The organism is Bartonella sp. AR 15-3 (assembly GCF_002022445.1).
Lineage (GTDB): Bacteria > Pseudomonadota > Alphaproteobacteria > Rhizobiales > Rhizobiaceae > Bartonella.
This window is the reverse complement of sequence record NZ_MUYE01000001.1, coordinates 926,839-939,560: the sequence shown is the minus strand read 5'-3', so window position 1 is coordinate 939,560 and position 12,722 is coordinate 926,839. Positions and strand designations below refer to the sequence as shown.

Annotated in this window: 11 protein-coding genes and 1 pseudogene; 10 read left to right on the top strand and 2 right to left on the bottom strand. The window is 35.9% G+C overall.

The window, feature by feature from the left end; genetic code table 11:
- Nucleotides 1-478: 478 nt before the first annotated feature.
- On the bottom strand, nucleotides 479-2,593 hold the full coding sequence (locus BAR153v2_RS04185) for a lytic transglycosylase domain-containing protein (protein WP_078680447.1): 2,115 nt from the start codon (nucleotides 2,591-2,593) through the stop codon (nucleotides 479-481).
- Nucleotides 2,594-2,847: 254 nt separating this feature from the next.
- On the opposite strand from BAR153v2_RS04185, the gene dapA reads away from it, so the two are divergent.
- The gene (gene dapA / locus BAR153v2_RS04180) at nucleotides 2,848-3,732 is read left to right on the top strand and encodes a 4-hydroxy-tetrahydrodipicolinate synthase (protein WP_078680446.1); all 885 of its coding nucleotides are present in this window, start codon (nucleotides 2,848-2,850) and stop codon (nucleotides 3,730-3,732) included.
- Between the two features lie 18 nt (nucleotides 3,733-3,750).
- The gene (gene smpB / locus BAR153v2_RS04175; protein ID WP_078680445.1) at nucleotides 3,751-4,230 is read left to right on the top strand and encodes an SsrA-binding protein SmpB; all 480 of its coding nucleotides are present in this window, start codon (nucleotides 3,751-3,753) and stop codon (nucleotides 4,228-4,230) included.
- Between the two features lie 36 nt (nucleotides 4,231-4,266).
- On the opposite strand, the gene BAR153v2_RS04170 is transcribed toward smpB, so the two are convergent.
- Nucleotides 4,267-4,935, bottom strand: coding sequence for a uracil-DNA glycosylase (locus BAR153v2_RS04170; protein ID WP_078680444.1), 669 nt, complete (start codon nucleotides 4,933-4,935; stop codon nucleotides 4,267-4,269).
- A gap of 875 nt (nucleotides 4,936-5,810) precedes the next feature.
- Here BAR153v2_RS04170 and rpoZ point away from each other — a divergent pair.
- The 8 genes and pseudogenes from rpoZ to era all read left to right on the top strand — a co-directional run bounded on the left by rpoZ (nucleotide 5,811) and on the right by era (nucleotide 12,719).
- The gene (rpoZ, locus tag BAR153v2_RS04165) at nucleotides 5,811-6,209 is read left to right on the top strand and encodes a DNA-directed RNA polymerase subunit omega (RefSeq protein WP_078680443.1); all 399 of its coding nucleotides are present in this window, start codon (nucleotides 5,811-5,813) and stop codon (nucleotides 6,207-6,209) included.
- Nucleotides 6,210-6,327: 118 nt separating this feature from the next.
- A complete protein-coding gene (locus tag BAR153v2_RS04160; protein ID WP_078680442.1) occupies nucleotides 6,328-8,556 on the top strand; it encodes a bifunctional (p)ppGpp synthetase/guanosine-3',5'-bis(diphosphate) 3'-pyrophosphohydrolase in 2,229 nt (742 codons plus the stop codon).
- 13 nt (nucleotides 8,557-8,569) lie between these two features.
- Nucleotides 8,570-9,148, top strand: coding sequence for an orotate phosphoribosyltransferase (gene pyrE / locus BAR153v2_RS04155; RefSeq protein WP_078680947.1), 579 nt, complete (start codon nucleotides 8,570-8,572; stop codon nucleotides 9,146-9,148).
- A 100-nt stretch (nucleotides 9,149-9,248) separates the two neighbouring features.
- Nucleotides 9,249-9,861: pseudogene (locus BAR153v2_RS04150) on the top strand (DUF2062 domain-containing protein).
- Nucleotides 9,839-10,240, top strand: coding sequence for a holo-ACP synthase (acpS, locus tag BAR153v2_RS04145; RefSeq protein ID WP_078680441.1), 402 nt, complete (start codon nucleotides 9,839-9,841; stop codon nucleotides 10,238-10,240). Before BAR153v2_RS04150 ends, acpS begins: the two are co-directional and overlap by 23 nt.
- A 79-nt stretch (nucleotides 10,241-10,319) precedes the next feature.
- Nucleotides 10,320-11,102, top strand: a complete 783-nt coding sequence (gene lepB, locus BAR153v2_RS04140) for a signal peptidase I (protein WP_078680440.1) — start codon at nucleotides 10,320-10,322, stop codon at nucleotides 11,100-11,102.
- Nucleotides 11,103-11,116: 14 nt separating this feature from the next.
- Nucleotides 11,117-11,824 (top strand): ribonuclease III, encoded by a 708-nt coding sequence (rnc, locus tag BAR153v2_RS04135; RefSeq protein WP_078680439.1) that lies wholly within the window; start codon nucleotides 11,117-11,119, stop codon nucleotides 11,822-11,824.
- A complete protein-coding gene (gene era / locus BAR153v2_RS04130) occupies nucleotides 11,817-12,719 on the top strand; it encodes a GTPase Era (protein ID WP_078680438.1) in 903 nt (300 codons plus the stop codon). Before rnc ends, era begins: the two co-directional genes overlap by 8 nt.
- Nucleotides 12,720-12,722 lie beyond the last annotated feature (3 nt).

Genomic DNA, 12,722 nt, shown 5'->3' with positions numbered 1-12,722 from the left:
TTGTGCACTGTTTTTTCATAAGAAATACGGTTCTCTTAAAAAATACGAAAAAATGTGCAGTTATTGGCAATCTTAATTATTTTAAATATTGCTTTAGATAATTTTTAAAGCCGTAAAATTGAACTTAAAAAGGTAATAAGGTTGGACATTGCTGTTATTTTGATCATGTTTTTAAAAATTAGGTTGCCTCTCTGTTGTAGAGATAGGCTAAATTGATGTATGTAACATTTTCATTTCAATCTGTTATATATAAAGTTAGAATAGCAGTGAGAGCTCTAAACTGTTTCAGTGTATCACTGCATTAGAAGTAGATTCTTAATTTACAGGTAAAAGTTAAAGTATATTCTTCAAATTAGGCCAATAATATAATAAAAGATATCACCGCTATGAACTAGAGGGATATTCGAACTTTATTAAACATTTCAAAAGCAATCACATATATGACTTTGTGTTTGTTTATTTTGAAATCTATGAGAGTTTATGGTTTTTTGTAACCAGCAACGAGATCAGACTTGATATCTGTTGTTCCAGTGAGGCGCGCTTTGTAAATTTCATAATTTTCTATAACACGCATCACATAGTTACGCGTTTCTGTATAGGGAATACGTTCAATCCAATCGACAACATTATCAAGAGATTGTCCTCTAGGATCACCATAACGTTTTATCCATTCATTTGCACGACGAAAGCCTGCATTATAGCTAATAAGAGCCAATATATAAGATCCGTTAAAACGTTCTAATTGTTCACTTAAAAAATGAGCGCCTAATATAGTATTATAACTGACATCACTGCTAAATTTTTTGTGAGACCACGCTATTGAATGTTTTTTAGCTAATGCTCTTGCTGTGGTAGGCAGCAATTGTAACATACCTTGAGCTCCTGCTTTTGATATAGCGATAGGATTAAATTCGCTTTCTTGGCGTGCAATGGCGTAGATGAGTGCTTTTTTTGTTGCAGAAATGTTGATGGATGTTGGAATAGCACCGATAGGATGAGAAAGAGCACTGACAGCCTTACCTTGAAAAGCAGCAGTTTTACCAATTTTGAGGCTGGTATAATAGTCACCATTTTTTTCTGACATAACAGCCAAAAGAGCTAGTTCACCAGAGTTTTCTATTGTTTTGCTGAGTTCTTGATAAAAAATTTTAGCGAGATTAGCATAGCCAGCAGCTTCAAGCCTTTGGATAACGTGGACACCTTTTCGTGCACTAAAACTTTGTCGTTCATTCATTGTTGGTTTAGGAAAATGAATTTCAAGTTTTTTTTTGTTAAGTCGAGAAGCTGCTAATTGACCATAATAAGTTGTACTAAAATGAGCAGCACGGTGAAAATAATGCTGAGCATTTTTATGTTCACCTAAGGCTTCTGCTGTTCGCCCCATCCAGTAATAGCCACGGGATGTTGAGAGAGGAGAAGAAGAGAGTTGAGAAATACGCGCAAAATGGTGCATTGCTGTCTTGGGATTATGCAAAAACCGAAGTGCATACCATCCTGCATGAAATGCAGCATCAATTTCTAATGAAGATGTTCCTCCAATATGAGCTGAAACAAGTTGATAAGCGATTTTAGGTTTGTTTAAGTCAAGCATTTCTCGAGAAAGAACACGTCGTTCTATCCACCATGCATCAGGGTTAATCAGATTTATTGCATCTCGCGGTGCTCGCATCATGAGTTGTGCAGCAGTATGGTATTGTCCAGTTCGTCGAAAATAACGAATTTTAGCAAATTGTAAGAGAGGATCTTTTCTCCATGATTGATCAACAGCTTTTAGTTTTTGTGCGGCTTGGGGCTCATTTTTTTCAACAGCAGCAAAAGCATTAAAGAGAGATTGAGCATAGGCTAATTTTGCAATTCGCTGGGCTGAATCGATACGATTTGCATAAAGCATAATCTTCATACGTTTTAAATGATCACTAGGTTTTAATGCAGTGCTTGCATTTTTAAGAATAAGATCTTCTTCTTGAGCATTGAGCTGTACTGTATGCCACCATGGCGCAATGATTTGTCGCGCACGGGTGGTTTGCCCAGTTGCGATAAGGGCTTTAGCAAGTGCAGCCATTCCTTGTACTGTGAGGGGGGAGTGGTGAATAAATTTTTGAATAATAGCTTGTGTAGAATTGTTTTCATTAATGAAGGCACGTTCAGCATTGCTTTTCATTATATTCATACCTGGCCAATCTTTTAATTCATTGATGGCACTTAATATTTCAGAGCTTGGTATATTCGTTTGATATGATGTATTGATTGCCCACGTTAAGATATGGCGATCAAGACTGTTTTGAGGCATTGTATTGCGAACTGCTATTGTTTTTGTAATATTTTTGTTTGAAAGAGTATCTAAGCCGAATTTAAGTTGACTAGTTCTAGTAATATTAATTCTTGTTGGGGTATTATTATTTATAGGATGAATAGGCTCAAAAGATTTTTTAAGTTTTTTTATGGTCGTAAGAGAATGAGGATGAACTAAAGGGATTGGCCCATTTTGTGGTAGAAGAACTGCTTGTGCTGAGGCGTTTGAGAGTAAAATTATAGCTACCGATTTGAGTATAATAAAGATTAATACAAAAAAGTGAGCAGAGATTATACGCATGGAGGAAAGACCTTTAGATATTGCTTTTTAGGCAACATTTTATAATTTTAAAAGAGAAGCATGAAAGACATGTTAACGGATTGGTTGTGTTTTTAAGAAATGTTCAGCGTACAGAAAATATAGATTAATAATATAGATTAATATTGTAAGATCTTTATGAAATTCAACTTGCTTTGGCTATAGAGCAAGACTATGTTTTGTAATAAGGTGACTATTGAAAATAAAATAAAGTTAAATATTATCGGGAGTTTATTATGCTCAAGGGAGCACTAACTGCATTGATTACACCGTTTAATGAAGATGGTGTTATTGATGAAAAGTCATTTTGCAATTTCGTTGAATGGCAAATTGAACAAGGTATTCACGGTGTGAGTCCCGTTGGAACAACAGGCGAGTCAGCGACTTTAAGTCATGAAGAACATAAGCGAGTTGTAGAATTATGTGTTAAGCAAGTTGCTAAACGCGTTCCTGTTGTTGCTGGGGCAGGATCAAATAGCACAGATGAGGCTATGAAGCTTGCACAGCATGCAGAGAGAGTAGGTGCAGACGCAGTATTAGTGGTAACTCCTTATTATAATAAGCCTAATCAAAAGGGATTATATGCTCATTTTTCTGCTGTTGCGAAAGCTATTTCTATTCCCATTGTTATTTACAATATTCCTGGGCGCTCTGTTGTTGATATCGCTGTAGAAACTATGAAAAATCTTTGTCAGGATTTTAAAAATATCATTGGTATCAAGGATGCAACAGGTAAAATTGAGCGTGTAAGTGAACAACGAGAAAAATGTGGTCAGAATTTTATACAGCTCTCCGGTGATGATAGAACAGCGCTAGGTTTTAATGCACATGGAGGTGTAGGGTGTGTTTCAGTTGTATCCAATGTTGCTCCAAAGCTTTGCGCAGAACTTTATACTGCTTGTCATCGTGGTGATTATAATACAGCCTTAGAATTAAATAATCGTTTAATGCCCCTCAATCGCGGAATATTTATTGAACCCAATCCGGCAGGTATTAAATATGCTGCTGCAAAATTAGGGCTTTGTAGTGATATTGTTCGTTTACCGATTGTTCCATTAGAAGATACTACAAAGAAGATTATTGATTCTGCTTTACAATATGCAGGTCTTATTAAAGAATAAAATGGTGTTGAAATAGCCATGAACAACAAAAAAAAGACTGCATCAATACGAAAAGTTATCGCAGATAATCGTAAAGCACATTTCAATTTTGAAATTCTTGATACTCTTGAGGTCGGTATTGTTCTTCAAGGAACAGAGGTTAAGTCTTTACGTTCCAGTCATGCTAATATTTCTGAAAGTTATGCTGGTTTTGAAAAGGGGGAATTATGGTTGATTAATTCTCATATTCCTGAATATACACAAGCGAATCGTTTTAATCATGAGGCACGTCGTTTACGTAAATTATTACTTTCAAAGCGTGAAATGGCACGTTTTTTTAATGCAGCTTCTCGTGAGGGTATGACGATTATTCCACTTAAACTTTATTTTAATGAGCAGGGGCGTGTTAAACTGGAGATTGCTTTGACGCGTGGTAAAAAACTTCATGATAAACGTGAAACGGAGAAAAAACGGGATTGGGGGCGTGAAAAGGCACGGCTTTTGAGAAGGCATGGATAATAGGAAAGCAATTTACATATTTTGGTTAGAGGGATTTCAACATTGATTTAAATAGGTTTTTGCAGCTTGGAAGACTTGATAAAACATAGTATCTGTCAAGCGACCGGTATTAGTATTATAGCGTGAACAGTGATAGCTTGAAAAAATACGTAGTCTACCTATATCACTGATTTTTCCATGACCAAAAGGGTGTGCTAAGATTTTTGCGTTTAAAGCTCGTATAGTGGAGTTATGAGCGATGCTGCCAAGAGTAATGATGGCTTTAAGTTGAGGAAGATTTGTTAAAAGAGGTGAAAAAAAATTCCGACAAGTGTTGATCTCGGCGCTAGTGGGTTTATTCTCTGGTGGGACACAACGTACTGAATTAACAATTGCGGCATCGATGAGCTCGAGGGTATCATCTGCTCTTTCTGCAAAGGTACCTTGAGCAAAACCAAATTTTTTTAAAGTGGAATAAAGGAGATGTCCAGCATAATCGCCTGTGAAAGGACGTCCAGTTCGGTTTGCACCACGTAATCCAGGAGCAAGTCCGACGATTAGAAGGCGTGTTGTTGCAGCTCCTTTATGAGGGAAAAATGGACTGACAGGTGCATTGTGCCAATGAGGCTCTTTAATACGCCAGTCAGCGATAAAGTTGTTTAGGCGAGGACATAAATTACAATTTAGGGGCGGTTCTGGGCACAATGATGTTAATTTACTATTCATAGATTGCAGGGACCAATTATGTTTTATCAAAAATCTTTTAAGTTATTTTATTTCATATTCAGTAGAGTATATTTTCGTAAACAATCTTATAATATGTCTACAAAGATTTTTTCACAATAGATTAAGATGAATTTGTTGCTGATTGTATAATAGGGAGAACATGTATTGCTATGATTAGTTGCCAATACATTGACTGATATAGTATCAAATGAGTTTGAAACTCTTTCTATAAAATCCGTGATGTTGATGACTTAATCTAGAGCTAGAGATTGATAGATAGTATATTATTGTGAGTGCTTCATTAAGTTTTTTCTCTTCTGAAAAAGGACATGTTATTTCCTTAATTATAGTAAACCTAATTTTTTGTATAGTTCTGGATTTAAAAATTATATCTTTTAAAGATTCTTGTGGATTAGGTATGTTTAGTTAACGATGAAAAAAGGTTTGGATATTTATGCCTAATAGCCTTTTATATAGTGTTTATAGTAGTCTATTATATTCATAAAGTTGATTAAAGCTTTATTCTCTGCAATCAGTTTTCATTATATTTTAAGTAAATTTTTATGAACGTAGAGAGAAGGGATATAGCAATGCGTTATTGTAATTTTTTTTGATAAACGCGCTTATTTTTTTGTACAATCCATTTTCTTTAATTATGATAATCACTGTGTTATTAAGAATGCAATAGTTTGAGATTATTTTATTGTTAAAAACTTAGGGATTTTCGTGTCTTTGTAAACTTAAATTTTTTCAAGAGTTTTGATGTATTGAGAAAAAATAATAAGGTATATGTTGTTTTTCTTGTTTTTTGTTTTGATTATTGTATATACTCTGCGGCAATCATTAATTTTTGAACCTTGAAGAAAGGGACATGAATGGCCCGTGTAACAGTAGAAGATTGTATTGATAAGGTTGATAATCGTTTTGAGTTGGTGCTTTTAGCTGGGCACCGGGCTCGTCAGATTTCACAAGGTGCACAGATTACAATTGATCGTGATAATGATAAAAATCCAGTTGTTGCTTTGCGTGAAATAGCAGATAAAACTTTATCCCCCGCTGATTTAAAAGAAGATCTTATTCATTCTTTGCAAAAGCATGTAGAAGTCGATGAACCAGAGGGAACAATGGAGTTTATTTCTCACTCAGGTGAAGCCGGAGATATTTTGGGCTCTTCATCAGAAGAGACTAGTGGTTCATTTGATTACATGTCAGAAGAAGAGCTTTTGGCAGGTATTGAAAGTTTAGTTGTGCCAGAGAAAAATGATGATTATTAATGATCGTATCTTAGTGAAAAAGTAATACATAGATTATCATTTGGTGGATTTATTTTTTCTTTTAGTAGTAAGGTATTCAATAATAATTCAATTACGAAATTTCTGAGGATATATCTATATGATGCGTCAGTGTGAGCTGATTGAGCGTGTACAGCGTTACAAGCCTGACGTAAATGCGGCTTTATTAAATAAAGCCTATGTTTATGCAATGAGGAAGCACCGCCATCAAAAGCGTGCTTCAGGTGATCTTTATTTTTCTCATCCTTTAGAAGTTGCTGCTATCTTAACGGATATGCACTTAGATGAAGCAACAATTGCTGTCGCTCTTTTGCATGATACAATTGAAGATACAAATGCTACAAGAGCAGAAATTGATCAACTTTTTGGATCTGAAATTGGTAAATTAGTTGAGGCACTTACAAAGCTTAATAAGCTTGATCTTGTATCGAAGAAAGCTGTGCAAGCAGAAAATCTTCGTAAACTTCTTATTGCTGTTTCTGATGATATTCGTGTTCTTTTAGTTAAATTGGCAGATCGTCTTCATAATATGCGTACCCTTGATGTTATGCGTGATGATAAGCGTCGATGGATTGCTGAGGAGACAATGGATATTTATGCGCCGCTTGCTGGCCGTATGGGTATGCAGGATATGCGCGAAGAGTTAGAGGATCTTTCTTTTTTTTATTTAAATCCAGAGGGTTACCGTACTATTACTGATAGGCTTTCAGAATTATCAGTACGCAATCGCGATTTGCTATCCACAATTGAAAAAGAATTGACAAAACTTTTTTTAAAAAACGGTATTAAAGCCAATGTTAAAAGTCGTCAGAAAAAATCTTATTCAATTTTTCGTAAAATGGAAAGCAAGATCTTATCTTTTGAACAACTATCTGATATTTTTGGGTTTCGTGTAATTGTTGAGAGCGTGGATAATTGTTATCGTGCTCTTGGTATTATACACACTACGTGGCCAATGGTTCCTGGGCGTTTTAAGGACTATATTTCTATACCTAAACAAAATGATTATCGTTCAATTCATACAACAATTGTTGGGCCTTCAGGGCAACGCATTGAATTGCAAATTAGAACTGGTGCAATGGATAGGATTGCTGAATATGGTGTTGCGGCACATGCCATTTATAAAGATTATGGTTCTGATTATTCAACATCAAGATTATCAAGTGAGGCTAATGCTTATGCATGGTTGCGTCAAACAATTCAATCTTTGGCAGATGGCCATAATCCGGAAGAGTTTCTAGAATATACAAAACTTGAGCTTTTTCATGATCAAGTTTTCTGTTTTACGCCGAAAGGGCAGCTAATTGCGTTTCCAAAAGGCGCTACACCTATTGACTTTGCTTATGCAGTACATACCGATATTGGTAATTCTTGTGTGGGAGTAAAAATCAATGGTCGTATTATGCCTATAATGACCAAATTAAAAAATGGTGATGAAGTTAATATTATATGTTCGCAAACTCAAACTCCACCAGCAGCCTGGGAATCGCTAGTTGTAACAGGCAAGGCACGTTCTGCAATTCGTCGAGCGACACGTTCAGCAATACATAAGCAATATTCAGGTTTAGGATGTCGTATTCTTGAACGTTCATTTGAATGTGCGGGAAAACAATTTTCGCAAGATATGCTTAAGCAAATTTTACCGCGTTTAGCCCGTAAGGACGTGAATGACGTTTTAGCAGCTGTTGGGCGTGGTGAATTAGCTGCTATAGATGTAGTTAAGGCAGTTTATCCAAATTATCAAGATCATTCTGTGGTGAGAAAGCCATCGTTTAAGTTTAGGGAGAAAAGTTGGTTTAATATTGAAAATGCTCAAGATATGATTTTTAAAATTCTTGAGAATAAAAAAAACAAAAATTTAAAGAAGAAACATAAGTATAGAGTATTACCTATTCAAGGTACAAAAGGAGATATTCCAGTACAATTTTCTCCTGAGGGAGCTGTGCCGGGAGATCAAATTATTGGTATTATGCAGCCGGGTGCAGGTATTATTATTTATCCGATACAATCTTCAGCTTTAATGGCCTATGATGATCAACCAGAACGATGGATTGATGTACGCTGGGATATTGATTCTGAGATGAATGAACGTTTTCCTGCTCGCGTCAATATTGTAGCTGTAAATAGTCCTGGTTCTTTAGCTGAAATTACTCAGATTATTTTTGCAAATGATGCCAATATTGAAAATTTATCTTGTGTTCATAAGGCGATAGATTTTACAGAAATTATCATTGATCTTGAAGTTTGGGATTTAAAACATTTAAATTCTATCTTTTCTCAGTTAAAAAGAGCAAGATCAGTGAATATGGTGCATCGGGTTTATGGGTGAAAGAGATTTTGTAATGAATACACAAGATGTGATTAATATTTTTAGACAAGCAGATGCTATTTTAGAAGGGCATTTTATTTTAACATCAGGTCGTCATAGTGCTACTTATTTACAGAAGGCAAGAGTGTTTATGCATGCTGATCTTACCGAAAAGCTGTGTCATGCTTTGGCTCAAAAAATTAAGAAATATGTGGAAGGAAAAATTGATTACATAGCTGGGCCTGCAATCGGTGGTCTCATTCCTTCGTATGAGACTTCACGTCATCTTTGCGTTCCTTCTATTTGGGTAGAGCGTGTGAATGGTATATTCCAATTACATCGCTTTGAAATTGAAAAAGGTGCACGGGTTGTTATTGTTGAAGATATTGTAACAACTGGTCTTTCTATTCGTGAGACCATTGAAGCATTGGTTGGAGCAAAAGCCAATGTGGTAGCGAGTGCATGTATTCTTGATCGATCTGGTGGTAAGGTTAATGTAGGAGTTCCCCTCATTTCGCTTGCCGAGTATGAAATTGCATCCTATGATGCTAATGCTGTACCTCCTGAGCTTGCTACACTTCCAGCGATTAAGCTAGGGAGCCGAAATATTTGATTTTTATTAATTTTTCTATGAAAATGCTTGATAAAGTAAACCTGAATAAAATAAAATATCAGTATTATTTAGTATGTACAGGGTATATATGAGTAACCATATGTTTTTTAGTTATCGAACAGCGATGAATTTTGGAGAGCGTATTCGACGTAAGTTTAGTTTGTGTCGTTTATTTTATTATATACGTAAACGTATTTTACGTATATCAGCAACGCCCCATGAAGTAGCATTGGGGTTCTCTATTGGTATTTTTACAGCCTGTTCGCCTCTTTTGGGATTGCACATTATTTTAGCAGCATTTTTTTCTTGGGTTTTACATGGTAATTTTGCTGCAGCAATTATCGGGACTGTTTTTTCTAATCCATTGACATTTTTTCTTATTATTATGGCTGATTATAAGGTGGGGCGCCTATTTTTAGTATTTTTTAGTAATAAAGATGAAATTTCTTTTTCAGAAATTCGCACTATGTTGGGTGATTTGACGTTTTCGCAAGCATGGTCATTTTTGGGGGAGACATGGGATTTGATTATGATGCCAATGTTTGTGGGTGGAATGTTTTTAGGTGTTATTTTTGGTAGTTTGTCTTATATAGGCGTTTACAGAACAATAATCCATTTTCAAAAAAAATCGCTATCAAAAAAAGATGGTAAAAGAAAGATGTTCAAAGCAAAAAAGCTTAGGTAATATTTATGATTATTGGTCTTGGCAATGATATAGTTGATATAAGGCGGATTGAGAGGATGTTGGTTCGCTATGGTGGCCGTTTTATACAGCGTATTTTTACAGATGTTGAACAAGAAAAATCTGAAAGTCTCTATCACCGATCTAGTTCCTATGCTAAAAGATTTGCTGCTAAAGAAGCATGCGCTAAAGCTTTAGGAACAGGGGTTGCTTGTGGTGTTAGTTGGAAAGATATGGGGGTAGTTAATTTACCATCTGGTAAACCGACTATGAGATTAACGAATTGTGCGCGCGTACGATTAAAAAAACTGTTACCCCCTCATCATGAGGTGATGATTCATCTCAGTATAACAGATGATTTTCCTTGGGCACAGGCGTTTGTTATTATAGAAGCACTTCCATGTGTATAGTTTCGTAAGAGATTGTGCTTTTATTATTTGGGCATTATGATGACAAAATAAGTTTTATCTATAAATAAGGTAGTGCAGGATGAAACAAGAAGAGAAAATGAAAAAAAAAGATAAAAAAAGTGAAATTATTGAATTTTTTTCTGTTTTGATACAAGCGTTGTTTTTGGCTGGGGTTATTCGTACACTTTTTTTTCAGCCTTTTACTATTCCTTCTGGTTCAATGCGTCCTACTTTGCTAGTGGGGGATTATCTTTTTGTTTCTAAATATGCATATGGGTATTCTCGTTTTTCTATACCTTTTTCTCCTCCTATTTTTTCAGGACGGATTTGGGCATCTCAACCTAAGCGTGGGGATGTTTTGGTTTTTCGTTTACCGAGCAATCCGGATATTGATTATATTAAACGTGTTATTGGATTACCCGGTGATCGTGTTCAAGTCCGTCAAAGTGTTATCTATATCAATGGTGAAGCGGTTCAACGCCAGTTTATGGGGAAAATCGATGATCCTGATGTGACAGAGGTTAGTCGCCCTGTTGATGTTTATCGCGAGACAATGTCTAATGGCGTAAGTTACGATACGCTTAATTTAGGTTTTATTCCTCCGGTTGATGATACAAAGGTTTTTGAGGTTCCACCAGGACATTATTTTGTGATGGGTGATAATCGTGATAATTCAGATGATAGTCGTTTGAGTGTAGGATATGTTCCGGATGAGAATCTTATTGGCCGAGCCAATTTGATTTTTTTCTCTATTAGTAATGGTTCTAGTGCGTGGCAGATTTGGCGTTGGCCGTTTGATGTACGCTGGGATCGTTTATTTTCTTTCATTGATGCAATGCGCTATTTTCCGCTTGATAAATAAGTAGGAATTTGCTGATGAAGTATCATGTTATTGATCAGCTGGAAAAGCTGACAGGGCATAGTTTTAAAGATGTAGACAGATTAAAAAGAGCATTAACACATGCCAGTGTGCAAAGTTCAGAGAATGGTAATTATGAGAGATTAGAGTTTTTAGGGGATCGAGTTCTTGGGCTTTTAATTGCTGAAATGCTTTATAAAATTTTTCCACAAGCAAGCGAAGGTGAATTATCCGTACGTTTAAATGGTTTGGTAAATGCGCAAACATGTGCCGATATTGCATTAGAAATGGGATTATCCGATATGGTTCATGTTGGTTGTGAAATGAAAAACTTAGAAGGTCGTCGGTTAGCTAATGTGTATGCCGATGTTATTGAAGCCTTAATCGCTGTGATATATCTTGACGGAGGTTTAGAGAGCGTTCGACCTGTCATTCAAAGATATTGGCAAGATCGAGCAAAGAAAATGAATGCTGGTCGGCGTGATGCCAAAACGGAGTTACAGGAATGGGCTCATACACAAGATAATGCACAACCTCATTACCAGGTTGTGCAGCGTTATGGCCCAGATCATGACCCGATTTTTATAGTTGAGGTAAGTATTTGTGGTTATGCACCTGAGATAGGGCGAGGTAGTTCTAAACGTCAAGCCGAGAGAGATGCTGCTGAAAGAATTTTGCGACGTGAAGGTATATGGAAAATAGAGGGGCAACATAGTCATGAATGATCTTATTAAAACGCGTTCAGGTTTTGTTGCTCTCATTGGTGTGCCTAATGCTGGAAAATCAACGTTAGTTAATCAGTTAGTTGGAACTAAAGTATCAATTGTAACACATAAAGTACAAACAACACGAACTTTAGTTCGTGGTATTGTAATTTATGATAAGACCCAAATTATTTTGATTGATACGCCAGGTGTTTTTCGTCCTCATAAGCGATTAGAGCGAGCTATGGTTTCTGCTGCTTGGGGTGGCGCGAAGAATGCTGATATTCTTTTGGTTCTTATTGATGTCCAGAGCGGTCTTTCAGATGAAGTTAGTGCAATGTTAGATATTTTAAAAAGTGTTGAACAGGATAAAATTCTTGTTCTGAATAAAATTGATACAGTTGTTAAATCATCTCTTTTGGCATTAACAGCTCAAGTGAACGAACAAGTGAATTTTTTGCAGACATTTATGATTTCAGCTTTAAATGGTTCTGGGTGTAAGGATTTGCTGCATTATCTTAGTACAATTATGCAGGAGGGGCCATGGTATTATCCAGAAGATCAAATTTCTGACATGCCTATGCGTCAGCTTGCTGCTGAAATTACGCGTGAAAAACTTTTTCTTCGTCTCCATCAAGAACTTCCTTATTCTTCAACAGTTGAAACAGAAAATTGGGAGGAGTGTACAAATGGTTCGGTTAAAATTAATCAAGTCATTTATGTAGAACGTGATAATCAGAAAAAAATTGTTTTAGGAACAAAAGGTAGCACTATTAAAGCTATTGGTCAGGCAGCACGTAAAGAATTAATGGATATCATGGGACAGAAGGTTCATCTTTTTATATTTGTGAAAGTGCGTGATAATTGGGATGCAAACCCAGAGCGTTATCGCGAAATGGGATTGGATTTTTTTTAATGC